Raw genomic sequence first — 26289 nt, forward strand, 5'->3', positions numbered from 1 at the left:
AACCGAAAAATCCTTCGCTTAATCCCCTGTTTTCAAGGGGACAAAAGTTCGCGCACGGGCCTGAAACTGCGGCGATGCACGTCGGAAACGCCATGCTGGCGAAGGGCAGCGAGGTGCGCGGCAGTCGGATAGCCCTTGTGGCCGTCGAACCCGTACTGCGGATATTGCTCATGCATCTTCAGCATGAGTTCGTCGCGCGCAGTCTTGGCGAGTATGGAAGCAGCGGAAATGGCGGCGACCTTGCTGTCGCCCTTGACGATGGCCTGGCTGGGAATGCCGGTCTGCGGGCAATACAGGCCGTCCACCAGCACCTGTTGCGGTTGCGTATGCAGCGCCAGCACGGCGCGCTTCATCGCCAGCAGGGTCGCCTGCAGGATGTTGAGGCGGTCGATCTCTTCGACTTCGGCATAGGCGACCGCCCAGGCCAGCGCGCGTTCCCGGATAAGCGGCGCAAGCTGGTCGCGTTGTCTTTCGGACAGTTTCTTGGAGTCCGCCAGCCCCTCGATCGGGCGCGATTTGTCGAGAATGACTGCAGCCGCACTCACCGGCCCGGCCAGCGGCCCCCGCCCTGCTTCATCCACACCGCAGATGAGCAGGACATGGCTCATGCCAGGAACGGCAGGATGGCCGCCGCCGCCTTCTGTGCAGTGTCCTGGCGCAAGGTCCGATGGATAGCACCGAAGGTCTGCTCCAGTTCGGCCACAGCATGTTTGTTGCTGACCAGGTTGAGTAGTGCCTGGGACAGGTTCTCCGGCGTGGCATCGTCCTGCAGGATCTCGGGCACGACGAACTTCCCGGCGAGGATATTGGGAAGCCCCACATAAGGCAGGTATTGCTTGCGCTTTGCCAGCCAATAAGTCAGCGCGGGCATCTTGTAGGTGATGACCATGGGGCATTTGAGCAATGCGGCTTCCAGCGTGGCCGTGCCAGAGGCGACCAGTGCGCCGTCGGCGGCGATCATCGCGTCATGCGCATGGCCGAAAAGCAGCGTGATAGGCAATTGCTGCGCTTCCTGCTTCCATATCTCGTTTTCGAATATGGTGCGCGTCTCGCGGCTGGCGAGCGGCACCAGAAACTGCGCTTCCGGCACTTTCTGCAGAATCAATCTGGCTGTCTCGATGTATGTCCTGGCCAGACGCCGTACTTCGCCCTGGCGACTGCCCGGCAGGAAGGCGAACACCTTGGCATTCCTCGGCATGATGCGCATCTGCTCGCGCATCTCGGAACGATTGGGCGCCTCCGGCAGCATATCCGCCAGCGGGTGGCCGACATAGGTGACCTGGACACCGGCCTTCTGATACAGCGGCGCCTCGAACGGAAACAAGGCAAGCATGTGCGACACCGCCTGTTTGATCTTGTGGATGCGCTCGCCGCGCCAGGCCCAGATGGAAGGGCTGACGTAATGCACAGTGGGAATGCCGTGCTGCTTGAGCGCCAGTTCAAGATCGAGATTGAAGTCAGGCGCATCGATGCCGATGAAAAGATCCGGCGGCTCGGCAATGAAGCGCTCGCGCAGATTGCGGCGGATGCCAATGAGTTCGCGGTAATGGCGCAGGACTTCGATATAGCCGTTCACCGACAGCTTTTCCAGCGGGAACAATACTTCCATGCCCTGCGCCTGCATCTTCGGACCGCCGATACCGATGAAGCGGACATTGGGGAAAGCTTGCTTGATCGCATCCAGCAGCAAACTGCCCAGCAGGTCGCCCGAGGCTTCGCCCGCCACGATGGCGATGGTTTTCACAGAATTAGTCATACCGGTTACCGCACGATGCCGCGGCTGGCGTGGCTCAGGAATGTCAGCATGTTCTCGATGTCCGCGTCGGCATCCGTCGCTTGTCCGCGCAAGGCTTCGATCTCCTTTTTTGCCGTATCGAAACTGCTGCCTGCACGATAAAGAGTGCGGTACATCTGCTTGATCATGTCGAGGCGTTGCGCTGAGTAGCCTGCACGGCGTGGTCCTTCCTGATGCGGCCCCTTGGCTTCGGCCGGATTCCCGACTGCAGTCACAAACGGCGGAAGATCCTGGGACAAACGCGTCTGGAAGCCAATCATGGCAAAGTCGCCGATGCGCACGAACTGGTGTATCCCGCTCATGCCGCCGATCAGGGTATGGCTGCCTACAGTCACATGGCCCGCGAACTGCACCGAATTGGCGATCACGTTATGGTCGGCGATATGGCAATCATGCGCCACATGCACATAGGCCATGATCCAGTTGTCGTTGCCGATGGAGGTGACGCCGCCGTCCTGTATGGTGCCCAGATTCAGGGTGCAACTCTCGCGGATGGTGTTGTTGTCGCCGATGATCAGCCTTGTCGGCTCGCCCTTGTATTTCTTGTCCTGGGGAATCTCGCCGATCGAACTGAACTGAAAGATGCGATTGCCTTTGCCGATCGTGGTATGTCCATCGACGACGACATGCGGGCCGATCACCGATCCCGCGCCGATCTCGACATGCTCGCCGATGATGGAATACGGGCCGACTGAAACGTCGTCGGCCAGTCTGGCATTCGGGTGGATGATCGCGGTCGGGTGACGCAAGCTGTCCATTATTTGTCCCGCAGCGTGCAAATCAGCTCTGCTTCTGCGGCGACCTGCCCGTCCACTTCTGCCTTGCCGTTGAATTTCCACATGCCGCGACGGTTCATGCCTATCGACACTTTCAGGATCAGTTGGTCGCCGGGGCTGACCGGGCGCTTGAATCGAGCATTCTCGATACCGACGAAGTAATACACCGAATCGTCGCTCGGCAAGGTACCCATCGTCTTGAAGGACAGGATGGCCGCCGCCTGCGCCATCGCTTCGATCACCAGCACGCCCGGCATCACCGGATGGTGCGGGTAGTGACCGGGAAAGAAGGGCTCATTCATGGTGACATTCTTAAGCGCCACGATCCTCTCGTTCGGCACGACTTCGAGCACGCGATCTATCAGCAGGAACGGATAACGGTGCGGCAGATGCTCCAACACCTCGTGGATGTCCATCACGGTACTCATACTTTCTCCCCTTTTAATGTTGCTATCTCTTTTTCCAGTGCTTTGACACGTTTGACCAGGTCACCCAGGTGCCGCAGATGTACGGCGTTGTTGCGCCATTCGTCGTTCTTGCTGAACGGATAGATGCCCGCATAGCTGCCCGGTTCGGATATGGATTTACCGACCAGCGTGAACGAGGCGACCTCGACGTTGTCGGCGATCTGCAAATGGCCCAGGATGCCGGCGCTGCCGCCGATGCGGCAATACTTGCCGATGGTCGCGCTGCCGGCGATCCCCACGCAGCCGGCGATGGCAGTATGCGCGCCGATACGGACGTTGTGGGCGACCTGGATCTGGTTATCCAGTTTCGCCCCCTCTTCGATCACCGTGTCGTCCAGCGCACCGCGATCGATGGTGGTGTTCGCCCCGATCTCGACATGATCGCCGATGACCACGCGACCGATCTGCGGGATCTTCAACCACCTGCCTTCATCCATCGCGATACCGAAACCGTCCGCTCCGATCACTGCGCCGGAATGCACGATGACGTCGCTGCCGATGAGGCAGCCGTGATAGATCGTCACTCGCGGATAGAGCCTTGTGTTCCGCCCCAGTGTCACGCCTTCGCCGATGCAGCATCCGGCCATCACCACAGCCCCTTCGCCGATGACGGCGCCGTCGCCTATCGTCACCAGCGGTCCGATGTAGGCTTGCGCAGATATCTGAACGTCTTTGCCGATGATGGCGGAGGGATGAACGCCAGGAACATACCGGGCCAGGGGATTCAGAAAGGCGGAAAGCCTGGCGAAATACGAATAAGGGTTGTCGCAGACGATGCGCGGCAACCCGGTAGCATCGACATCGGCCCTGGACAGGATCACGGCGGAAGCTTTGCTGCCTTCCAGTTGACTGCGATATTTCGCATTGGCAAGAAAGGCGATCTGGCCTGCCGTCGCGTGCTCCAATGTTCCGATCTGCTGCACTCGCGTATCGGCATCGCCCATCACCTGCCCGCCGAAGCGCGCTACGATGTCTGCCAGTCGGTAGGCTGTACGTTCCATCAAGACAACTCTTTCAGATCACTTCTCGGATTTTTCGGGAGCCTCGTTGGCAAGGTATTTCAGCACCTTGTCGGTGATGTCCACTTTGGGATTGCGATAGACTGCTTCCTGCAGGATGATGTCGTACTTTTCGCTCTCGGCGATCTCGCGTATCGCCTTGTCGGCACGGGCCAGCACCACCGCCAACTCCTCGTTCTTGCGCAGATTCAGGTCTTCGCGAAATTCGCGCTGCAGGGTCTGCAAATTCAGGTTCAGGTTGGCCAGCTCGCGTTCCTTGCCGCGGCGCACTGCATCGGACATGGTAGAACCGTCCTTTTCCAGTGATGCCTGCAGGTCCTTGCTCTGCTTGATCATCTTTTTGATCTCCTGATCCCGCGCGGAGAACTCCCGTTCGATCTTCTTCTCTGCACGGATCGCCTGGTCCGATTCGCGCAGGATACGCTCGGTATCGACCACCCCGATACGGAAACCATCTGCATTTGTCTGCGCGACACATGCGAAGAACAACAGGCCCGCACAAAGTAACTTCTTCATCTCATACTCCTTCGAATAGGTCAAAACATCGAACCCAACGTAAACTGGAGATTCTGTATCTTGTCCTGCGGTTGCTTGTTCAACGGCCTGGCCCAGCTCAGTTTCAGCGGGCCGGCAGGCGAAAACCATGTCAAAGCAAGGCCTGTAGAATAGCGCATTCCGTCCGTGCCCGGTACCTGTCCTCCCGAGCCGAATATCTCGCCGCCGTCCAGGAAGGCGCTCAAGCGCAGCGATTTCTCCTTTTCCATGCCAGGCATGGGGAACAACAACTCGATATTGCCGACCGCCAGCTTGTTGCCGCCCAATGAATAGTTATTGATGTCTCGGGGACCCAGAGAATTCGGATCATAGCCACGCACCGAACCGACCCCGCCCGCGTAGAAGTTCTTGAAGAACGGCAGCGGCATACCGCCGTATCCGCCTGCCACGCCGAAATTCGCATTGGTCATCAGGGTAAAACTGCGGCTCAGCGGATGGAACCACTGGTTCTGATAAGTCCACTTGTAGTAGCGCTGGTCGGATGACGGAATGCTGAGCTCGATATATGAGTTCTGCATCACGCCCTCGGTGGTAAATATTGCGCTATCGCGCGTGTCTTGCGACCAGCCTATCGTGCCGAGCTCGTTCCTGTTGGTCGGGCCAAATGTGTTGATGTAGTCAACGAAGCGCTGCGGACTGAGCGAAGTCAAACCGATCGTGGTCTGCTCGAACGACAAGCCGTAATGGAACATCTGGTCATCGGTGATCGGCACACCATAGCGCACCCCGGCACCATAGGTATCCGACGTATATTGACTGACCGTTATCTGGGTCGCGTTGGTTCTGCGCTTGTAAACGTCAAACCCGCGGCTGATGCCATCATCGGTGTAATAGGGATTGGTATAGGAAACCGAATAGACCTGGTTTAGCTTGCTGGTGTTGATTTGCGTGGACAGCGAGTTTCCCGTGCCGAACACGTTGGATTGAGTGACGCCAGCCATCAGCGTCAATTTTTCCAGGCTGCTGTAACCGGCGCCGATCGAGAAGTTGCCGGTGGATCTTTCCGCCACCTTGAGGTTCAGGTCCAATTGATCGCCGGTTCCCTGTACCGGCGAAGTATCGACATTCACATCCGAGAAGAAGCCCAGCCGATCGAGACGCTGCTTGGATTTCTTTATCTTCGAAGTGGCGAACCAGCCGCCTTCCATCTGGCGGAATTCGCGGCGGATAACTTCATCCCTGGTCTTGTCGTTGCCGGTGATATTGATACGCCGGATATAGGCGCGCTGCAGCGGATCGACCACAAAGGTGAATGCCACCTGGTGTTTGGCCTTGTCAATTTCCGGTGCAGCATTCACGTTGGCAAATGCATAGCCTTCCTCGCCAAGCCGTTCGCCGATCTTGCGCGTGGATTCAGTGATCGCGTCGCGCGAGAACACATCGCCCGGCTGTATGCCTATCAGCTTGCGCATTTCCTCATGCGAAAGCACGGCCTGCGTTCCGGCCACCTTGATGTCCGAAACGGTATATTTGTCGCCTTCCGAGATATTCAGGGTGATAAAGATGTCTTTTTTGTCCGGCGAAATGGAGACTTGCGTCGATTCGATGGTGAAATCCATATACCCAGAGTTCATGTAGAAGGTACGCAGACTCTCCATGTCGGCAGACAGTTTTTGCTTGGAATACTGATCGTTCTTGCTGAACCAGGAGAACCAGCCGGGTGTGGTCAGCTGCATGGTATCGAGCAAGTCCTTTTCGGAGTATGCCTTGTTGCCCACGATATTGATGAGACGAATCTTGGATGCCGAACCCTCTTCCACATTGAAACTCACCGCCACACGGTTGCGTTCCAGGTCTTTCACGGTCGTCTTCACCACGACGGAGTATTTTCCGCGCGCTATGTACTGGCGCTTGAGTTCGTTTTCGGATTTCTCCAGCGCAGACTTGTCGAAGATGCGCCCTTCCGCCAAACCGACATATTTGAGATTGTCGAGCAATTGCGACTTGGGGAAATCCTTCACGCCGTTGATCTCGACGCTGGCGACGGTCGGACGCTCTTTCACGACGACGATCAGCACGCTGCCCTCTGCCTTCAACTCCACATCCTTGAAGAATCCGGTTGCGAACAAAGCATGCAGCGATGCGGTCGCATGTTCGTCATCCATCGTATCGCCGACCTTGACCGGCAGGTAGCTGAACACCGTGCCGGGCTCGGTACGCTGGATGCCCTCGACGCGGATGTCCTTGATGGTGAAAGGCTCTATCGCCATAACAGATGTGCTGTACAACAGTGCAAACAGACCCGCCAGTTTTATCAAATTCATTATTGTGTTCAACCTAAAATCAGGCGGCTGATGTCGTTATATAACGCAAAAGCCATCATGGTAACCAACAGGGCGATACCTACTTTTTGTCCCGCTTCCCACAGGCTTTCCGAGACCGGGCTGCCTTTGACCAACTCGACCGAATAATACAGCAAATGTCCGCCATCCAATAAAGGTATGGGCAACAGATTCAATACGCCCAGGCTGATGCTGATGAGCGCAAGAAAACTGATATACGCTCCTGCCCCCAATTGTGCCGACTGCCCGGCGTAGTCCGCGATGGTGATCGGACCGGAAAGGTTTTTCAGCGACACCTCGCCCTCCACCATCTTGCCCATCATTTTCAAACTGACGATGGCAGTCTCCCAGGTCTTGCGCAATGCTTCCTGCAAAGCCGCGAGCGGCGGGTAACTCACCTGGGTCAGCATCGCTTCAAACGCCGTCTTGTCGATAAACGCCGCCGCGCCGATACGGCCTATGGTCTTGCCGCCCTCGACAATGACCTCGGGCGTCAGGCTAAGTTTCAGGACTGCGCCCGCACGTTCGATCTCAATATCCAATGGCTTGCCGGGGTGGCTGCGCACCGCGTTCACCCAGTCGTCCCACAAGGGGACTTTCTGCCCATCCGCCAGCAGCACCCGGTCGTTCACCTGCAACCCGGCACGCTGCGCCACACCGCCCTCGACCAACTTGCCGATGACGGGATAGATCGGCGGCTGGAATGGTTGCAAGCCGAGTTTCTGCATGAAATCGCCGTCCAGATCCGCAGCCTTCAGGCTGCTCATCTCCAGAACACGGAACGACCTTTCGCCCTGGACATCCAGCAGCTCGACATTGGCCGCTTTCTGCTGCAGCACCAGATCGAGCAGTATCCAGCGTATCTCCTGCCAGCTCGGGGTCGGCTGCCCATTGATGCTGACGATGGTCTGTTTGCTTTGCAGTCCGGCAACAGCTGCAGGCGAATTCGGCACGATCTCGCCCAATACCGGCTTGAGGCCCGGCACGCCGTGTATGAAAAGCATGAAATACAGGACGACAGCCAGCAGCAGGTTGGCGATCGGGCCCGCTACCACGATGGCCATGCGCTGCCACACCGGTTTGCGGTTGAAGGCACGCGGCAACTCATGCGCGGCAACCTCGCCCTCATTCTCGTCCAGCATCTTGACGTAGCCACCCAACGGGATCGCCGAAATCACCCACTCCGTCTCGCTATTGCTGAAGCGTTTTGTATACAGTGCATTGCCGAATCCGATGGAGAACTTCAGCACCTTCACATCGCACAGTCGCGCCACCACGTAATGCCCCAGTTCATGGAACACCACGAGGATAGCGATAGCAACAATGAATGCGATCAGCGTGGTCATTTTGCGATCCACTCCCTGGCTGCATCGCGTGCCGCGGCATCCGCAGCCAGCACATCCTGCAGTGTGTGCACTTCAACGCGGGTGATCTTATTCAGCACTGCTTCGATCAGGCGCGGGATATCGAGAAAGGATATGCGCCGTTCGAGGAATGCAGCTACTGCCTCTTCATTTGCTGCGTTCAGCAATGCCGGCGTGGTGCCGCCCGCACGCAAGGCATGGTACGCCAAAGCAAGGCAAGGGAAGCGCGTGAAATCGGGAGCGGCAAAATCGAGTCTTGCGATCTGGAACAGGTCGAGCGCTGCAACGCCGGCATCGATGCGCTCGGGATAAGCCAGGGCATAAGCGATCGGTGTGCGCATATCCGGGTTGCCGAGTTGGGCCAGTACCGAGCCATCGACATACTGGACCATGGAATGAATCACGCTCTGCGGATGGACCACCACCTGGATGTCATCGGCAGATGCATTGAACAGCCAGTGCGCCTCGATCACTTCCAGCCCCTTGTTCATCATGCTGGCGGAATCGACCGATATCTTGCGCCCCATGCTCCAGTTCGGGTGTGCGCAGGCCTGCTCCGGCGTGACCTGCTGCAACTGCTCCAGCGGCGTATTGCGGAACGGCCCGCCGGACGCGGTGAGCAATATCTTGCTCACCCCGCCCTGCTTCATGTCGCCTGAATAGCCGCGTGGCAGCGCCTGAAAGATCGCGTTGTGCTCGCTGTCTATGGGCAGCAACACCGAGCCGCTGCGATGCACCGCCTCCATGAACAGATGTCCGGCCAGCACCAGGGTCTCTTTGTTGGCCAGCAATATCTTCTTGCCGGCCTGCGCAGCAGCCAGGGTGGGAGGCATGCCTGCCGCACCGACGATGGCCGCCATCACCGCGTCCACTTCGGGCAAAGTCGAAACGCGTTCAAGTTCTGCCGCCCCGCACAGCACTTCGACATCCAGCCCGGCTGCAGCGATGCGCCGGCTCAGGCGTTCACCGGCAGCCTCATCCAGCAATACCGCATAGCGCGGCTGGAAACGCTGGCATTGTTCGAACAGCAAACCGTCCTGTTGTTGCGCGGTCAGTGCGACGATCCGGTATTTTTCGGGATGACGCGCCACCACGTCCAGCGTGCTTTTGCCGATACTGCCGGTAGAACCGAGTACGGTAAGTCGGGTGATCTTGTTCATTCCAGCCTTTGCAGAACGAGTACGATCGCGGCAAAGGGCAAGGTGGACGTCAGGGCATCGATGCGATCCAGCAGACCGCCATGTCCGGGCAGCAGCGCACCGCTGTCCTTGACGCCCGCCTGACGCTTGACGGCAGATTCGAACAGGTCGCCGATCACCGCCAATGCCACCCACCACCATCCGGCCACGACGACTCCCGGCAGCATCGGATACTGCTTGTAAAACCCGCTCGCCCAATAGACCGCGACCACGTACACGGTCACACCGATCATCGCCCCGATCACGCCTTCCCAGGTCTTGCCGGGACTGATCGCCGGAGCGAGCTTGTTCTTGCCGAAACGCTTGCCGGCAAAGTAAGCCGAGATGTCCGCCATCATCACCACTGTCATCACGAACAACAGCAGCCAGGGACTGGAAGCGCGCAGATCCAGCATCGCCAGCCCGGTCGGCAGCAACACGATCCAGCCGACCACACCCATCAGCCATGCATTGCGGGGACGCCATCCCGCGATCAACCACGCGGGAACCACGAACACCCAGAGCAGCACTGCCAGGACGTACCAGACCAGGTGCAACAATGTCTGTTGCTGCTGCGCCAAGCCATAGTCGAGCATTACCATACCGGCCATCATCGCCAGCGTCAGCAGCCAATATACGGTGGCAGCGCGCCCGTTCAAACCGGCCAGCCGCGACCATTCCACTGCGCTCTGCCATACCACAGCCAGCACCAGTACCTGCCAGCCCAAAGTCGGCAGACCGAACAAGGCTGCCAGAAACAGCACAAACAGGATGCTCGCAGTGATGACGCGCTGTTTAAGCATTGGTCTTGCCCTCGGTCAGTTGTTCGCTGGTCCGCCCGAAACGACGTTCGCGCTTTTGATAGGACTGGATGGCCGATTCCAGCGCGGCCCGGTCGAATGCGGGCCACAGGGTATCGGTGAAGTACAGTTCGGTATAAGCCAGTTGCCATAGCAGGAAGTTGCTGATGCGTTGCTCGCCGCCGGTACGGATGAACAGATCCGGTTCCGGCGCATAGGGCATGGAAAGATAAGGGGTAAGCTCTTCTTCGCCGAAGGCCGTAGCGCGCTCCGGGTGGGCCTGGCTCAAGGCATGCATCGCCTGCATGATGTCCCAGCGGCCGCCGTAATTGGCGGCGATGGTCAGCGTGAGGCTGGTGTTGTTCGCGGTAAGCAGTTCCGCCTCTTCGATGTGGCGCACGAGTTGCGCTTCGAAGCGGCTGCGGTCGCCGATGACCTTGAGGCGAATGTTGTTCTCGTGCAGTTTGCCGACTTCGCGTTCCAGCATCTTCATGAACAGCTGCATCAGGAAAGACACTTCATCCGCGGGACGCCGCCAGTTCTCGCTGCTGAATGCAAATAGAGTCAGATATTCGACGCCAAGCTGGCGGCATGCCTTGACCATCTCGCGCACCGTTTCCACGCCGCGCTGATGCCCCATGACACGAGGCATGAAGCGCTGCTTCGCCCAGCGGCCATTGCCATCCATGATGATGGCGATGTGACGCGGGACAGCAGTGATGTCGGGGATGGTGCGGGTGGAACTGAAGAAAGGCAGCGCCATTATCGTATCGATGGCCGCCTATACTGCCATCAGATCGGTTTCTTTTGCCTGCAGTGCCTTGTCGATCTCGGCAACGAAGCGGTCAGTCAGTTTCTGCACATCCTCTTGTGCGCGACGCTCCTCGTCCTCACCGACCGCTTTGTCCTTGAGCAGCTTTTTCAGCTGTTCGTTGGCATCGCGACGGATGTTGCGCACGGCGACCTTGGCATCCTCGCCCTCGCTCTTGACCACCTTGATCAGGTCGCGGCGCCGCTCTTCGGTCAGCATCGGCATCGGCACGCGGATCAGGTCACCATTGGTTGCCGGATTCAATCCAAGGTCGGAGTCGCGGATGGCTTTTTCAATGGGACCGACCATGTTCTTTTCGTAGGGCTGCACGCCGATGGTGCGCGCATCGGTCAGCGTGATGTTCGCGACCTGATTCACGGCTGTCGGACTGCCGTAGTAGTCCACCATCACGTGATCCAGCAAACCGGTATGCGCGCGCCCGGTGCGAATCTTGCCCAAGTCGGTCTTCAAAGCTTCCAGCGACTTGGCCATCTTTTGTTCTACGTTCTTCTTGATGTCAGCAATCATTTTCGTTCTCCGTCAAGAATGCTTTATTCAGTCGCAATGTACCAGCGTTCCTTCATCCTGCCCCATCACCACACGCTTCAAAGCGCCTTCCTTGAAGATGCTGAACACGATGATGGGCAGCTTCTGGTCGCGGCACAGCGTCAATGCGGTGGCATCCATCACTTTCAGGTCCTTGCCGATGGCCTCGTCGAAACTCACCTTCTGGTAGCGCGTGGCCTTCGGGTCCTTCTTCGGATCGGCGGTATACACGCCATCCACCTTGGTGGCCTTGATCACCACGTCGGCAGACATCTCCACGCCGCGCAATGCGGCCGCAGTGTCGGTGGTAAAGAACGGACTGCCGATCCCGGCTGCGAAGATCACCACCTTGCCGTCTTCCAGATAACGCAAGGCCTTGCCGCGGATGAACGGCTCGGCGACCTGCTCCAGACTCAATGCAGACTGCACACGGCATTCCAGCCCGGCGCGGGTCATCGCGTCCTGCAATGCCATGGAATTCATCACCGTCGCCAGCATGCCCATGTAATCCGCATTGGCACGATCCATGCCTTCTGCAGCAGGCGCCACGCCGCGAAAGATGTTGCCGCCGCCTACCACCATCGCCACCTCGACACCCAGCTCGGTCACTTCCTTGATCTCGGCCACGATGCGCTCGACGACCACGCGGTTGATACCGTAGCTGTCATCGCCCATCAGGGCTTCACCGGAAAGTTTGAGCAGGATGCGTTTGTAGGCGGGTGCAGTCATGGATTCCTTTCGATTATTTCTTGGCTGCAGCAGCTGCAGCAGCGACTTCAGCAGCGTAGTCTTCCACTTTCTTCTCGATGCCTTCGCCGACGATGAACATCTGGAAGGCAGAGACCGTTGCGCTCTTGCTCTTCAGCAATTGTTCGATGGTCTGCTTGCCGTCCTCGGCCTTGACGAACACCTGTCCAAGCAAGGTGACTTCCTTGAGGAACTTCTGCACGGTACCTTCGGCGATCTTTTCCAGCATGGCTTCCGGCTTGCCGGATTCCTTGGCCTTCTCGATCGCGATGCGGCGCTCGGTGGCGATGTCTTCCGGATTCACGCCGGATGCATCGACCGATTTCGGCTTGCTTGCTGCGATGTGCATCGCCAGATCCTTGCCCAGGGCTTCGTCGCCGCCGGTGAAGTTCACCATCACGCCGATCTTGTTGCCGTGCAGGTAGGTCGCCAGCTTGCCGGTGGTGGTTGCATAACGTTCGAAACGGCGCACGGTCAGGTTCTCGCCCAGCTTCATCACCAGCGCCTTGCGGTCTTCTTCGACCGTACCGGTTCCATTCGCCAGCTTCATCGCCAGCAGCGCGTCGATGTCCGCCGGGTCGTTCTTGACCACGGTTTCTGCAACGTTTTTGGCGAACGCCATGAAATCGTCGTTCTTGGCCACGAAGTCGGTTTCGCAATTCACTTCCGCCACCGCGCCGGTCTTGCCGTCAGCGGCGAGGAACGAACCGATCACGCCTTCTGCCGTCACACGCGATGCCGCCTTGCTGGCCTTGGCGCCGCTCTTGATGCGCAGCAACTCTTCCGCCGCCTTGGCGTCGCCATTGGTCTCGACCAATGCCTTCTTGCATTCCATCATGCCGAGGCCGGTAGCCTCGCGCAGCTCTTTCACCATGGTTGCGGTGATCTCTGCCATGTCACACTCCTAATGATTTCAACTAAATTCAAGTTACAAAAAAGGGGGCTTGCGCCCCCTCGAAAATATGAAAACTCGCGTCGCGACTCGTTTGTCCCCTCTCCCCCCGGGAGAGGGTTAGGGTGAGGGAAAACGGCGATGGCGAATTCACTATCTTAAAGATGGCTACTTGCCACAGCCGTTGCGGGTAGGCTGCTTACGCTGCACTTTCCGCGACTTGCGCCGTCAAGTCGTTGAGCGCCTGCTCGCGTCCTTCCAGGATCGCATCGGCCACGCCGCGCGCATACAGGCGGATCGCCTGGCTGGAGTCGTCGTTGCCGGGAATCACGTAATCCACGCCGAGCGGACTGTGGTTGGTATCCACCACGCCGATGACCGGGATGCCCAGCTTCTGCGCTTCGGTGACGGTACCCTTCTGGTAGCCGACGTCGATCACGAAGATGGCGGAAGGCAGGCCTTGCAGATCCTTGATGCCACCCAGGCTGCGATCGAGCTTTTCCAGCTCGCGGCGCAGAACCAGGCCTTCTTTCTTGGAAACCTTCTCGATGCTGCCGTCTTCGATCATCGTTTCCAGTTCGCGCAGGCGCTTGATGGAAGTCTGGACGGTCTTGAAGTTGGTCAGCATGCCGCCGAGCCAACGGTGATCAACGAAGGGGGAACCGCAACGTTGCGCTTCCTCGCGGATGATCTCGCGCGCCTGGCGCTTGGTTGCCACGAACAGGATGGTGCCCTTCTTCGCGGCGATCTTGCGCACTTCCTTCAGCGCGTCGTTGAACATCACGACGGTCTTTTCCAGGTTGACGATATGAATCTTGTTGCGATGACCGAAGATATACGGGGCCATCTTGGGATTCCAGAAACGGGTCTGGTGTCCGAAATGGACGCCCGCTTCCAGCATTTGACGCATGGTTACTTGCATTTAGTGCTCCAATCGTTAAGGGTTAAGTCTTCCACCCGTCAGCCTGATCCTTTAATCCAAAGGACACCCCAACATGAACGGATGTGCGAATTACCGTTTATTCGGCGGATGCCGGATAAACAGGGCGCGCATTGTAACCGAAGCGGCCCGCGGACTCAACGGCTGGATGCATGATGAACTTGGCTGGCTTCAGGCGCAGCTAAACCAGCATGTGCGGGTTCTCGATCAGTTGCTGATAGATCAGACTTTGCAGGATGACGCTGTCATTCGGCGGTAAATCCTGGAATTCGATGCCGTGGCGCACCAGGGGCGGCTTCGCAGTACCATCCTGCCCGGTGGTGAATGTTGCCCGAATGATGCCCTTTAGCGACAGGTATGCATCGATATTGTGCAGCTGTACCCGGAACGACAAATTAAGGGTATCTCCTTTACCACCCAGTGCACTCCTCGATTCCAGGGAAACCCCATTGGCGCTGATGTCGGAAATAAGCGCCGATATTTGCTCTGCCTCCCCGCTCTTGCTACCCCTGACTGCCGCAATGATCCGCGTCCTGACGCGTGGCGCCTTGCGGATCATGATTCCCTGGATGTCCCCTGGAATCGAGAGATGCATATATTCATAAGGGATCTTGCATATCTTCAGGATGGTACAGGCGAAGCCAAAGGCATTCTGGCCAGAAAAAGAGCGCATGACGACCTTTTCCTTTTCCCTGAGTTGCAGCCGAAGTCCGTTGGCGGTGATCGGCATGGATACCAGCAGGCTGGATCCCCTGAGAAATCCGATCACCTTGACTGTGAAGCGTTCATGGGACAATTGGGCCGGCGGTTCAAGTTGCAGCCTGTCTTCCGATTTCAGATTCAAGTCGTCAAAACCAAAGGAGGTCTTCGCTCCATTGGCTCCAGACGCCCCGGTAGCCGCCTCTTCCAGGGCGGAAAAACGCTCCTCCTCCACATTGTCCGGCACTTCCCACGACAATTCGTGGCGGGCGCCGCCAGCAAGCAGTGCATCAAGGTGTTCCTCGTCCCGTACAAGCTCGCCCCGCCCAAGCAATAGCGTGTAGTTCTGGTCATACAGCGGCCACGGGGCCGGCTTGCCGACCATGACCTCATTGGGCTTTAGCAGTATCAGGCTCATGCAACAGGATCAGCCGGAATGGTCATGGCAGATGGATATTCAATCCTGCCGTGCATGGCGGCTAGGTCGATTACAGCGCTGATTCGTTGGTCTCGCCGGTACGTATCCGGATGACCTGCTCCACCGGGGTGATGAATATCTTGCCGTCACCGATCTTGCCGGTGTTCGCCGCCTTGACGATGGCTTCGATTGCCGTATCCAGCATGGCTGCACTGATCACGACCTCGATCTTGATCTTCGGGAGGAAATCCACCACATATTCCGCACCGCGATACAACTCCGTGTGCCCCTTCTGGCGGCCAAAGCCCTTGACTTCGGTAACGGTCAGCCCGCTGACACCCAGCTCGGACAATGCCTCGCGGACTTCGTCGAGTTTGAAGGGCTTGATGATGGCTTCGATCTTCTTCATGGAGTTCTCCCAAAATGTGTGCGGCAAGTATAACTAAAAGTCGTCCTGATAACGTACCGTAATCGGGTAGCGCCAGTCTTTACCGAATCCGCGATCCGTGATGCGGACTCCGACCGGGGCTTGGCGGCGCTTGTACTCCGCTATCCGGATGAGTCTCACCACTCGCAGAACATCTGCGCTGGCGTATCCCAAGTCCTCGATTTGCGCGATGTTCATGTTCTTCTCGACATAACAGGCCATGATCGCATCCAGCACGTCATACAGAGGCAGGCTATCCTGGTCGGTCTGATCCGGCTTCAGTTCGGCACTGGGCGGTCGCGTGATGATGCGCTCCGGGATCACCCTGCCCATGCTGTTGCGCCAGTTGGACAGGCGATATACCCAGGTCTTGCTCACATCCTTGAGCACCGCAAAACCTCCGGCCATGTCGCCGTAGAGCGTGGCGTAGCCGACCGTCATCTCGGATTTGTTGCCGGTGGTCAGTACCAGCGAGCCGGTCTTGTTGGAGATCGCCATCAGCAGGTTGCCGCGTATGCGTGCCTGCAGATTCTCTTCGGTCGTATCTGCGGGCAGGCCCTTGAACAAGGGCGACAGTGTCTCCTGCAGCGCAGTGAAGGTTGGCAGGATATCCAGCTCCTCGTAGCGCACGCCGAGCAGCCTCACCATCTCGCGCGAATCGTCGATGCTCATCTGCGCGGTGTAAGGCGACGGCATCATCACCGCCAGTACCTTGTCCGCGCCCAATGCATCCACCGCCACCGCCAGCGTCAACGCCGAATCGATACCGCCGGACAGCCCCAGCAGCACTCCGGGAAAACGATTCTTGCCGATGTAATCGCGTACGCCGACGCACAAGGCACGATAGATGCTGGCCTCGTCCTTCACCACGTTCTCGCACTTCCCCGGCACCAGCTTGCCATCCTCAAACTCTACAAGACCCAGCAACTCGTCAAAGGCCGGGAATTGATGCGTCAGCTCCCCTTCGTTGTCCATCACGAAAGAGGCTCCGTCGAACACCAGCTCGTCTTGCCCGCCCACCATGTTGGCGTACACCACGGCCAGACCGGTGTCGACTATGCGTTCGCGTATGGTCTCGTAACGGGTGTCCTGCTTGTTGAAGTGATAGGGCGATGCGTTCAATACCAGCAATACCTGCGCCCCAGCCTCTTTGGCGCGGATGGCGGCGTGCTCATGCCAGACATCGGCACAGATATTGATTCCGAATCTGACACCGTCCAGCTCGATCAGGCAGGGCTCGTTGCCATGTGCGAAATAACGCTCCTCATCGAACACGCTGTGGTTGGGCAAGGCATGTTTGTTATAGGTCGCAACGATCTTGCCGTCGCGCAACACCGATGCCGAGTTGTAGAAATGCCTGTCGATCTTGCGCGGATGTCCGACGATCAGCGTGATGCCCTGTGCTTGCAGCGCAAGGTCGCGCAATGCGGTGTCGCAGGCATGATAGAAACCGTCGCGCAACAGCAGGTCTTCCGGCGGATAGCCGCAGAGGCTGAGTTCAGGCGTGAGCAAGATTCCCGCGCCCTGTTTTTTTGCACGCTGCGCGTATTCGGCGATCTTGGCGGCGTTGCCGGCGAGGTCGCCGACGGTGCAATTGATCTGTGCGATTGCGATCTTCATACCTTGTCTTCCAACTGCTGTGGTTGATCCAGTTCGACCCGTTCTATCCTGGCGAACTGTTCAGTGATCTTGCGACTGCTGATCTGAACATCGTCCACATCCTTGTTCGCCTGACGGATGTGTTCCGCCAGTTTCTTCATGCGTTCGTCGAAGCGGCCGAAGTCTTTGCCCAGCTTGCCCAGCTCGTCCTTGATGATGTGCACCTGCTTGCGCGTCTCCACATCCTTCATCACCGCGCGTGCCGTGTTCAGCACAGCCATCAACGTGGTCGGGGATACGATCCACACGCGCCGCTGCATGGCGTAATCCACCACATCGGAATGGTGCGCGTGGATCTCGGCGAACACCGCCTCGGCGGGAATGAACATCACCGCGCCGTCCGAGGTCACCTCGGGAATGATGTATTTTGCGGAGATATCGTCCACGTGTTTTTTTACGTCCGCCTTGAATTGCCGTTCCGCCACCAGTCTTTCTGCAGGGCTCGCCGCATCGAACATGCGGTGATAGTTTTCCAGCGGGAATTTGGAATCCACCGCCACCATGCCGGTGGGCTCGGGCAGCTTCAGCACGCAATCGGCGCGGCTGCCGTTCGGCAGGGTGTATTGCATCTCGTAGGCCTGCGGCGACAGGATGTTGCGCACCAGACCTTCCAGCTGCACCTCGCCGAACGCACCCCGCGAACGCTTGTCGCCGAGCAGTTCCTGCAGGCTTACCACGTTGGTGGTCAACCCGTCGATCTTCTTCTGCGCCTCATCGATGGTTGCCAGCCGCGCCATCACGCTGACGAATGTCTCGTTGGTCTTCTTGAAGCCTTCATCCAGGCGTTCGTTGACCTTGCCGCCGATCTGTTCCAGCCGACCATCCACAGTCTTGCTCAGGGTCTCGATACTGTTGCGCAGATGCTGCGATGCATTGTTGAACGATTCCTGGATCAGCTTCTGGTCTGCCCGCCCCTGTTCCGCCAGCTTCTCCAGCATCTGCGCCAGCATCTCGGTGCGCAACGCACCAATGGCGTCGCGCGTGGCGCGCAATTCTTCGCTCACGGCAGAACGCAGGCGTTCGGATTCCGCGACCTGAGTCGCGATCAGACGATCGCCCTGCTTGTTCAAACCATCGTGCAGGTCGGTGAGCATGGCACGATGCTGTTGTTCCAGCATCTGTGCGGTCCGCGCGGGAGCCCTCCACTGCATTGCCAGCAATACGGCCAGCAGCACCAGCGCGGCAGCGATCAGAAATACTTCCAGCGTCATATCACTTACCAGTCAAATTTCTATTTGGTCTTGAATGCCTCGGCCATGAGAGCCATGCCCTTGCTCCAGGAATCCTTGTCCGCCGCGGCGTTGTAGGCCATGGGCAACTTGAATTTCTTGCCAAGCCTGTCCGCCTCCGGGCTGGTGAAGCTGTGCATGGCTCCTGGATAGGTCACCACCAGGGGCGTCACACCGGCTTTCTCCATTTCCTGGCGAAATGCCGCAACCTGCTCGGCGGGGATAAACGGGTCGGCTTCGCCGGTGAACGAGGCGATGCGCGCCTTCACCACACCTGGCTCGGCCGGATGCATCGTCTTCAGCCCGCCGTGGAAACTTTCCACCACCTTGAGCGGTTCGCCTATGCGCGCCATGTTCAGCACCACCGAGCCACCGAAGCAATAGCCGATAGCGCCGATGTTGTCGGCATCCACCGACTTCTGCTGCCTGAGCAGTGCGAGTGCCGCCTCGAAGCGCGCCTTGGCCAGTGCCTCGTTCTGGCTCACTTCGCTGGAGAATTTCTGCGCATCGTCGGGATGGTGCGCCATCTTGCCGTTGCCGTACATGTCGAGAGCGAGCGCGGTGTAGCCTTGCTTGGCCAGCATGCGTGCGCGCTTGCGCGCGTAGTCGTTGAGCCCCCACCATTCATGCACCACGAGGACACCCGGGCGCTTGCCCTTGACGACATCGTCATAGGCAATATAGCCCTTGAGCTTGACACCGTCGGCTTCGTAGCTGACTTCCTTGCCCTGTACCGCAGCATGGGCCGCCACTGCCGCGAACATGAGTCCGACGAAACATAGCAATGTTTTCATGGTCATTCTCCGGTTGTGAGTGTGCAGCCAGTATAAATCAAGATGAAATGACAAGGGACGCCGTAGCGTCCCTTGTCGGTCAGATTACATCCGGACAATGATCACTCAGCTGCCCGTACCGCCTTCTTGCGGTCATGCTCTTTCAGGTAACGCTTGCGGATGCGAATCGATTTCGGCGTCAGCTCGACCAGTTCGTCGTCGTCGATGAATTCCACGGCGGATTCCAGCGTCAACTTCAGCGCAGTGGTCAAACGCACTGCTTCGTCGGTGCCGGAAGCGCGCACGTTGGTGAGCTTCTTGCCCTTGATCGGATTGACGATCAGGTCGTTGTCGCGCGAGTGGATACCGATGATCATGCCTTCATACAGCTTGTCGCCGGGGACCACGAACATGCGACCGCGATCTTCCAGGTTCCACAGCGCGTAAGCCACCGCTTCGCCGTCTTCCGCCGAGATCAGCACACCGTTGTGGCGCCCCGGCAGGTCGGCCTTGACCGGACCGTAGTCGTCGAACACGTGGCCGATCAGGCCGGTGCCGCGCGTCATGGTCATGAAGTCGGACTGGAAGCCGATCAGGCCGCGTGCGGGAATGTGGTATTCCAGACGGGTACGGCCCTGGCCGTCGGATTCCATGTTGGTCAGTTCGCCGCGACGGCGGCCGATCTCTTCCATCACCGCGCCCTGATGGGCATCTTCCAGGTCGATGGAGAGGTTTTCATACGGCTCGCACTTCTCGCCGTTGATCTCTTTGTAAACCACGCGCGGTTTGCCCACGGCCATCTCGAAACCTTCGCGGCGCATGTTCTCCAGCAGAATCGTCAGGTGCAACTCGCCGCGACCGGAGACGCGGAACACGTCGGCATCCTGTGTGTCTTCCACCTTCAAAGCCACGTTGGTCAGCAATTCCTTGGTCAGGCGGTCACGGATCTGGCGGCTGGTGACAAACTTGCCCTCGGTGCCTGCCAGCGGCGAGGTGTTGACCATGAAGTCCATGGTCAACGTGGGCTCATCCACCATCAGCATGGGCAAGCCAACAGGATTGTCCTTGTCGCAGATGGTGACGCCGATACCGATCTCTTCCAGACCGGAGATGATGATGATGTCGCCAGCTTCGGCGCTATCCACCGGCACGCGATCCAGACCCTGGAAACCCAGCACCTGGTTGATACGGCCGGAGCCGACCTGTTTCTCATGGTTCATCACCACGACCTGCTGGCCGGGCTTGATGCGGCCGTTCAGTACGCGACCGACGCCGAGGCGTCCGGTGAAGGTGGAGTAGTCCAGCGCGGCCAGTTGCAGCTGCAGCGGCGCATCGGGGCTGCCGGGAGGCGTCGGTACGAACTTCAATACGGTGTCGAACAGCGGCTTCATGTCGGAAGCCGATCCGCCATTCGATGGCGCATCTTTCAGATCCAGGCAGGCCCAGCCATTCAGGCCGGATGCATAGATCACGGGAAAATCCAGTTGCTCGTCGGTGGCGCCGAGTTTGTCAAACAGGTCGAAAGTCTGGTTCAGCACCCAGTCCGGACGGGAACCCGGGCGGTCGACCTTGTTGATCACCACGATGGGCTTGAGACCCAAGGCCAGCGCCTTCTTGGTCACGAAGCGGGTCTGCGGCATCGGGCCTTCCACCGCATCCACCAGCAGCAGCACGCCGTTCACCATGCCCAGCACGCGCTCCACCTCGCCGCCGAAGTCGGCGTGTCCCGGTGTGTCGACGATGTTGATGTGGGTGCCGTTGTATTCGATGGCGGTGTTCTTGGCCAGAATGGTAATGCCGCGCTCTTTTTCCAGATCGTTGCTGTCCATCACGCGCACATCCACCTTCTGGTGTGCGGCGAAGGTTCCGGACTGGCGCAGTAATTGGTCAACCAGGGTGGTCTTGCCGTGGTCGACGTGGGCGATGATGGCGATGTTGCGTAGAGCGCGGGACATGATGTGTACTACCTGTGCAGGATTCAAAGGGCGCGCATTCTAGCACAGAGCCGGTAGACAGACAGGATAACTATGAGTCGGCAAAACACACCCGATTCCGGCCGGCGGCTTTGGCCTGGTACATCGCGGCATCGGCCAGCCTGATCAGATCCTCCTGGGTAACGCCATGATCGTTGAAAAGCACCACGCCGATACTGGCTGTGCAATGGTGCTCGACGATGTGCGGCTCCACCCCGTCCTTTTTCGACACAGCCAGCCGGTAAGTTTCCCCCAGAGACTGCCTGATCTTTTCGGCAACGACATTGGCCTGATCCACCGAAATGTCTTTGTCGGTATCCAGCTCGCTCAACATCACCACGAACTCATCGCCGCCGAAGCGCGAAACGGTATCGACCTCGCGCACACATTTAACGATGCGGCGCGCCACCTCCACCAGCAGGATATCCCCCACATCGTGCCCATGCTCGTCGTTGAGCGGCTTGAAATTATCCAGGTCTATGAACATCAGCGCCGCATAGCGATTGTTGCGTTTGCAGGCGGAAATGACCAGGCTGAACCTGTCCTGGAGCAGGCGCCGATTGGGCAGTTGCGTCAGGGTATCGTAGAAAGCCAGGTTGCGGATCTGCTCCTCGGCTTTCTTGCGTTCGGTGATGTCGCGCATCACCCCCAACAGGATCATTTCATTCCGCTCGTTTCTGGCGAAACTTGTCGTCACCTCGCACCACACGACAGAACCGTCGCGGCGGCAGTATCCCACTTCGTCCAGATACACATGATCGCCATCTGTGCCGCTCAGGAATATCTCGCTGCGTTCGCGGATCCACCTTTGGACATCTGCCCTGGATTCGGCTGTCAGCGTTTTTTCCATCGGATATTGCATGATCTCATCGACACTGTAGCCAAGCAGTTTGCTGATAGACGGGCTCATATAGACCCAGTGCTGCGATTTCGGCTCCAGCACCCAGATGACATCGGAAATATTATCGGCAAGAAAACGATACTTGGCCTCGCTCTCGTGTATCAGTTTTTTTTGATCTTCAAGCGCATCCAGCATGCGATCCAGATGTCGCGCCAGCACGCCGATCTCATCGGCGCGCCCCATATCGGAACGTCGCTTTCCCCAGCCGTGCTCCACTGCTGCCGCGACCTGCATCAAATGGCTAAGCCCGCGCGTCAATCGCCTCGCCAGCAATAGCGCAATCAGCGAAACCGCCAGCACCGCGAACAGGATGAACTCGATCCACATCCGGGTGAGTTCGGCAAGATTCTCATTCACCGTATCGCGCGTCATCTCGACACGCACCCAGCCCAGAAAACGGCCTTCATCCAGTACCGGTTGGGCGATGACGATCAGGTTGGGCTGATTCACCAATATGGCTTGCTCACGATTCAACGAGGCCAGCATGTCGCGACTTGTCTTGTCGGTCACGAAGAATCCAACTTCATCAGGGTTGGTCGAGGCCAGCACCTCACCGTGTGGGTTCAGGAAATAGGCCCGCTGCAGATCCTGCGTCCTGGCAAAGCCCTGCACCACCTCCTGCAGCCCCACCAGGTCATTTGCCAATGCCCATGAGGTTCCACTGATTGCCAGCGCGCGTGCGAGTGAAGAAGCGCGTTCCTCGGAAGATTGATAGAGTGCCCCACGTTGTTGCTGGAGGATCAGGTAACCAAAACCCAGCATCAACGCGAGCGATGCTATGGCGAAACCGAGGATCAGCTGCCTTCGTATCGAGCCGCGCCACAGGGTGCTGAATTGTCTGAATATCTTCATCAGTATTCGATCGGCCGTACGGTTTCGGAAAAATCCTTCAGATATTGCTCGACCGGCCTGTAGGTCTCATTGCTGGCATGTTCGAAACGGGTGATACCCAGCCTTTTGAGTATGGCCCTTCCCTCGCTGGTTTTACCTATGTCGACCAGCGCCCTGCCGACCTTCACGGTCAATACGGGTGGCACATCGTCACGTGCCACCCAACCGTTGTTCGGCAACGTTCCCGTCTGCCACTTCACCTCGAGTTGCGCCGCCATTTCCGGCTTTTCCTGCTGGAAGACCTTCCACGGCACGGGCCATGTCGCTGCAGCGGCGACATGGCCGCGCAGTACATTCATGATGGAAGATTCTTGCGAACCGACGTACAGGTTCTCGATGTCGCGCTTCACGTCGATGCCGTGCGTTTGCAGATAGTATTGCGGCATCATGGTCGCCGCCAAAGCGGTCGGCGCTGGATAACACACCTTCTTGCCTTTAAGATCGCTGACGCGGCTAATACCGCTATCCCTGCGCACCAGGATGATGCCGCGGAACAGTTCGTCGTTGCCCATCTTGCCGAACACCCGGTAACCATACTTGAGCGAACGCACAGTCTGATAGGGATTCGGCATGGCGAAGTCGAAATGCCCGTTGTAGAGTTTCTTCTCGAACTCTGCGTAGTTGCGGGAAGCTTCCAACCGGAAGCGTGCCTGCGGAATGGCAGCATTGAGGTAGTCGATGACGGGACCGTACACCTCCACCAGACGCTTCGGATTGTGCAAGGGATGGATGCCGACGATGTATTCCTTGGGCTCATCCGCTCCGCGTTCCGAGAATGTGGGTTGATAGGTTTCTTCTTGCTGTTCGCCGCAGCCGACGATCAGCAATGCGGCAAGCGCCACAACATGCCATTTCATCTTTAGCTCCCCAGATCGCCCAGCAGCCGGATGACTTGTCAACTCAAGTGCGGAATATACTCGCAATCCCAATGCCAGCAAACGTCCCCGGCCTTGCCCAACATAACGCTGGCTTTTATTTTCTTGCTGAGTATAATGCGCGCCTTGCCGCCTTTGGGGCGGTATTGAGTCCATCGTTTTCTGACCCTCCAGCGTCCATTTTGGATGCGCCAAGCTTCACCGGTTAGCGACGATGTTTGTTTGCGCCGGTAGAGGTATTAGCATTTCCCCTACTGAATTTCATTGTGTGGCATTGAGCCACGCATGCGCTGTGTCTGATAAAAATTAAGGAACAACTGTGTCTGATAAAATCATCGCAACTGCTGCACCCGAGACTACCGAAGCCGTAGCCACCTTTGCCACACTGGGTTTGAACCCGGCGATCCTGAAAGCCGTGCAGGATGCGGGTTACACCGTACCTTCTCCTATCCAGGCGCAAGCCATCCCTGAAGCGCTGGCCGGCCATGACCTGATGGCATCCGCCCAGACCGGCACCGGCAAGACCGCCGCTTTCATCCTGCCTGCATTGCAACGCCTGTCCGTCGAATCTGCCGTACGCAGCAAAGGCCCGCGCGTACTGGTACTGACCCCGACGCGCGAACTGGCGCAACAAGTCTCCGACGCCGCCAACAAATACGGCAAGAACATGCGCGTCAAGGTGGTGAGCATCCTCGGCGGCATGCCCTACCCGCTGCAAAACAAGCTGCTGTCCGGATTCGTCGATATCCTGGTTGCCACACCAGGCCGTCTGATCGACCACATCGAACGCGGCCGCATCGATTTCTCGCGCCTTGAGATGCTGGTGCTGGACGAAGCCGACCGCATGCTGGACATGGGTTTCATCGACGATGTGGAGCGCATCGCCGCAGCCACGCCGGCTACACGCCAGACCCTGCTGTTCTCTGCCACGCTGGAAGGCGTGATCGGCAATCTGGCCCAACGTCTGTTGAAAAGCCCCAAGCGCATCAGCGTCACCTCCGCTCAGGCCAAGCACGAGAACATCGAACAGCGCCTGATGTATGTGGACGACATGGCCCACAAGAACCGCCTGCTCGACCATCTGCTGCGCGATGTGGACTTGAACCAGGCGCTGGTGTTCACCGCCACCAAGCGCGATGCCGATTCGCTGGCTGACGAACTTTCCGCTGCCGGCCACGCTGCCGCCGCCCTGCATGGCGACATGAATCAGCGCGAACGCAACCGCACCCTGCTCAACCTGCGCCGCGGCAATGTGCGTGTGCTGGTCGCCACCGATGTCGCCGCACGCGGCATCGACGTGGCAGGCATCACGCACGTCATCAACTTCGACCTGCCCAAGTTCGCCGAGGATTACGTCCACCGTATCGGCCGTACCGGCCGCGGCGGCGCTTCGGGCATCGCAGTCTCGTTCGCCTCCAACCGCGACGCGATGCACCTGAAGAAGATCGAACGCTATACCGGCCAGCCCATCAAGACGCACACTGTCGAAGGTATGGAGCCGAAGTTCAAGCCGCGTCCGGCTTCTTCACAACCTCGCAGCGGCGCTGGTCGCAGCAACGGTGGCGGTTTTGGACGCAACAATGGCGGAGGCAACGGTGGCAACTTCAGCCGTCACGCCGCCCCGGACAGTCGGCACGAGCATCCGCAAGGACAGCGCCGTGAAGGGCACAAGCACAGCCGTTTCAGCAACGATGCTCGTCCTCGCAGCAATGCAGCGGTGAATGGCAACGTGAACGGCAATGTCAACGGCAATCGCGCACCTTCAGCTCCTCATGCCGGCGCACGCCGTCCTCAAGGTACCAGCTTTGCTTTGGGACGCGGTCATAACAGCAGCAATACCGGCAACAAACGCTGAAGCGAACAGTAGGCACAATAAAAAAGGCACGCCGAAGCGTGCCTTTTTTGTTTATCAGTTCCAATCAATCATCTTCTTCATCGTCCCGCTGGTGCCTTCTGTGCTTCTCCCGGCGACCATGATCATGCTCGCCATCATCCTCACCGGCATCGCCTTGTTCGGCAGGTGCCGTAGATGCAGAAACCTGCGCGTTATTGCTGCCACCCACTGCCGCCCCCACTGCGCCGCCAACAGCACCGCCTATCACCGCCCCATTCTGTCCGCCGACCTGATATCCCACAGCCGCGCCAGTACCCCCTCCGACTGCGCCACCCAATACCGCCCCCAGATTGCCATCGTCAGTTGCACAGCCAGCCAGCAATAACACAGCGATCACAACAATATTCTTCATCTAAAACCCCTAATCAATTGTCCATA

25 protein-coding genes are annotated in these 26289 nt (G+C 58.4%); 1 reads left to right on the forward strand and 24 read right to left on the reverse strand.

What is annotated here, in order from left to right; translation table 11 throughout:
• Positions 1–32: 32 nt before the first annotated feature.
• The 23 genes from rnhB to SLIT_RS08295 form a co-directional block, all read right to left on the reverse strand.
• Complete coding sequence (gene rnhB / locus SLIT_RS08185) at positions 33–608, reverse strand: ribonuclease HII (protein ID WP_013029768.1); 576 nt, start codon at positions 606–608, stop codon at positions 33–35.
• Positions 605–1756: a lipid-A-disaccharide synthase gene (lpxB, locus tag SLIT_RS08190; RefSeq protein ID WP_013029769.1), complete on the reverse strand. Its 1152-nt coding sequence runs from the start codon at positions 1754–1756 to the stop codon at positions 605–607. Before lpxB ends, rnhB begins: the two co-directional genes overlap by 4 nt.
• Before the next feature lie 5 nt (positions 1757–1761).
• The gene (gene lpxA / locus SLIT_RS08195; protein ID WP_013029770.1) at positions 1762–2553 is read right to left on the reverse strand and encodes an acyl-ACP--UDP-N-acetylglucosamine O-acyltransferase; all 792 of its coding nucleotides are present in this window, start codon (positions 2551–2553) and stop codon (positions 1762–1764) included.
• Positions 2553–2999 (reverse strand): 3-hydroxyacyl-ACP dehydratase FabZ, encoded by a 447-nt coding sequence (gene fabZ, locus SLIT_RS08200; protein WP_013029771.1) that lies wholly within the window; start codon positions 2997–2999, stop codon positions 2553–2555. Before fabZ ends, lpxA begins: the two co-directional genes overlap by 1 nt.
• The gene (gene lpxD / locus SLIT_RS08205) at positions 2996–4039 is read right to left on the reverse strand and encodes a UDP-3-O-(3-hydroxymyristoyl)glucosamine N-acyltransferase (RefSeq protein WP_013029772.1); all 1044 of its coding nucleotides are present in this window, start codon (positions 4037–4039) and stop codon (positions 2996–2998) included. Before lpxD ends, fabZ begins: the two co-directional genes overlap by 4 nt.
• A gap of 18 nt (positions 4040–4057) precedes the next feature.
• Positions 4058–4573 carry an OmpH/Skp family outer membrane protein gene (locus tag SLIT_RS08210; protein WP_013029773.1) on the reverse strand — a complete coding sequence of 172 codons (516 nt, stop codon included), beginning with the start codon at positions 4571–4573 and terminating at the stop codon, positions 4058–4060.
• A gap of 20 nt (positions 4574–4593) precedes the next feature.
• Positions 4594–6876 (reverse strand): outer membrane protein assembly factor BamA, encoded by a 2283-nt coding sequence (gene bamA, locus SLIT_RS08215; RefSeq protein ID WP_013029774.1) that lies wholly within the window; start codon positions 6874–6876, stop codon positions 4594–4596.
• Between the two features lie 8 nt (positions 6877–6884).
• Positions 6885–8240: an RIP metalloprotease RseP gene (gene rseP / locus SLIT_RS08220; RefSeq protein ID WP_013029775.1), complete on the reverse strand. Its 1356-nt coding sequence runs from the start codon at positions 8238–8240 to the stop codon at positions 6885–6887.
• Positions 8237–9418: a 1-deoxy-D-xylulose-5-phosphate reductoisomerase gene (ispC, locus tag SLIT_RS08225; RefSeq protein WP_013029776.1), complete on the reverse strand. Its 1182-nt coding sequence runs from the start codon at positions 9416–9418 to the stop codon at positions 8237–8239. The genes rseP and ispC overlap by 4 nt, the downstream gene beginning before the upstream one ends.
• The gene (locus tag SLIT_RS08230; protein ID WP_013029777.1) at positions 9415–10239 is read right to left on the reverse strand and encodes a phosphatidate cytidylyltransferase; all 825 of its coding nucleotides are present in this window, start codon (positions 10237–10239) and stop codon (positions 9415–9417) included. The genes ispC and SLIT_RS08230 overlap by 4 nt, the downstream gene beginning before the upstream one ends.
• Positions 10232–10999: an undecaprenyl pyrophosphate synthase gene (gene uppS / locus SLIT_RS08235; RefSeq protein ID WP_013029778.1), complete on the reverse strand. Its 768-nt coding sequence runs from the start codon at positions 10997–10999 to the stop codon at positions 10232–10234. Before uppS ends, SLIT_RS08230 begins: the two co-directional genes overlap by 8 nt.
• An 18-nt stretch (positions 11000–11017) precedes the next feature.
• Positions 11018–11575 carry a ribosome recycling factor gene (gene frr, locus SLIT_RS08240; RefSeq protein ID WP_013029779.1) on the reverse strand — a complete coding sequence of 186 codons (558 nt, stop codon included), beginning with the start codon at positions 11573–11575 and terminating at the stop codon, positions 11018–11020.
• 27 nt (positions 11576–11602) lie between these two features.
• Positions 11603–12322 (reverse strand): UMP kinase, encoded by a 720-nt coding sequence (gene pyrH, locus SLIT_RS08245; RefSeq protein WP_013029780.1) that lies wholly within the window; start codon positions 12320–12322, stop codon positions 11603–11605.
• A gap of 13 nt (positions 12323–12335) precedes the next feature.
• Positions 12336–13235: a translation elongation factor Ts gene (gene tsf / locus SLIT_RS08250; protein WP_013029781.1), complete on the reverse strand. Its 900-nt coding sequence runs from the start codon at positions 13233–13235 to the stop codon at positions 12336–12338.
• A gap of 196 nt (positions 13236–13431) precedes the next feature.
• On the reverse strand, positions 13432–14154 hold the full coding sequence (rpsB, locus tag SLIT_RS08255) for a 30S ribosomal protein S2 (protein ID WP_013029782.1): 723 nt from the start codon (positions 14152–14154) through the stop codon (positions 13432–13434).
• A 199-nt stretch (positions 14155–14353) separates the two neighbouring features.
• A complete protein-coding gene (locus SLIT_RS08260; protein ID WP_013029783.1) occupies positions 14354–15289 on the reverse strand; it encodes a flagellar brake protein in 936 nt (311 codons plus the stop codon).
• A gap of 70 nt (positions 15290–15359) precedes the next feature.
• The gene (locus tag SLIT_RS08265) at positions 15360–15698 is read right to left on the reverse strand and encodes a P-II family nitrogen regulator (RefSeq protein ID WP_013029784.1); all 339 of its coding nucleotides are present in this window, start codon (positions 15696–15698) and stop codon (positions 15360–15362) included.
• 33 nt (positions 15699–15731) lie between these two features.
• Positions 15732–17336, reverse strand: a complete 1605-nt coding sequence (locus SLIT_RS08270; RefSeq protein ID WP_013029785.1) for an NAD+ synthase — start codon at positions 17334–17336, stop codon at positions 15732–15734.
• The gene (locus tag SLIT_RS08275; protein ID WP_013029786.1) at positions 17333–18586 is read right to left on the reverse strand and encodes a DNA recombination protein RmuC; all 1254 of its coding nucleotides are present in this window, start codon (positions 18584–18586) and stop codon (positions 17333–17335) included. The genes SLIT_RS08270 and SLIT_RS08275 overlap by 4 nt, the downstream gene beginning before the upstream one ends.
• Positions 18587–18606: 20 nt before the next feature.
• Positions 18607–19398, reverse strand: a complete 792-nt coding sequence (locus SLIT_RS08280) for a dienelactone hydrolase family protein (protein WP_013029787.1) — start codon at positions 19396–19398, stop codon at positions 18607–18609.
• Between the two features lie 101 nt (positions 19399–19499).
• Positions 19500–21332: a translational GTPase TypA gene (typA, locus tag SLIT_RS08285; protein WP_013029788.1), complete on the reverse strand. Its 1833-nt coding sequence runs from the start codon at positions 21330–21332 to the stop codon at positions 19500–19502.
• 70 nt (positions 21333–21402) lie between these two features.
• The gene (locus SLIT_RS15210; RefSeq protein WP_013029789.1) at positions 21403–23103 is read right to left on the reverse strand and encodes a diguanylate cyclase; all 1701 of its coding nucleotides are present in this window, start codon (positions 23101–23103) and stop codon (positions 21403–21405) included.
• Positions 23103–23999 (reverse strand): phosphate/phosphite/phosphonate ABC transporter substrate-binding protein, encoded by an 897-nt coding sequence (locus SLIT_RS08295; protein ID WP_013029790.1) that lies wholly within the window; start codon positions 23997–23999, stop codon positions 23103–23105. The genes SLIT_RS15210 and SLIT_RS08295 overlap by 1 nt, the downstream gene beginning before the upstream one ends.
• A 337-nt stretch (positions 24000–24336) precedes the next feature.
• Between SLIT_RS08295 and SLIT_RS08300 the strand changes: the two genes are divergently transcribed.
• A complete protein-coding gene (locus SLIT_RS08300; RefSeq protein WP_013029791.1) occupies positions 24337–25872 on the forward strand; it encodes a DEAD/DEAH box helicase in 1536 nt (511 codons plus the stop codon).
• 64 nt (positions 25873–25936) lie between these two features.
• On the opposite strand, the gene SLIT_RS08305 is transcribed toward SLIT_RS08300, so the two are convergent.
• A complete protein-coding gene (locus tag SLIT_RS08305) occupies positions 25937–26263 on the reverse strand; it encodes a YMGG-like glycine zipper-containing protein (protein ID WP_013029792.1) in 327 nt (108 codons plus the stop codon).
• Between the last annotated feature and the right edge of the window lie 26 nt (positions 26264–26289).

This window comes from Sideroxydans lithotrophicus ES-1, from assembly GCF_000025705.1.
Lineage (GTDB): Bacteria > Pseudomonadota > Gammaproteobacteria > Burkholderiales > Gallionellaceae > Sideroxyarcus > Sideroxyarcus lithotrophicus.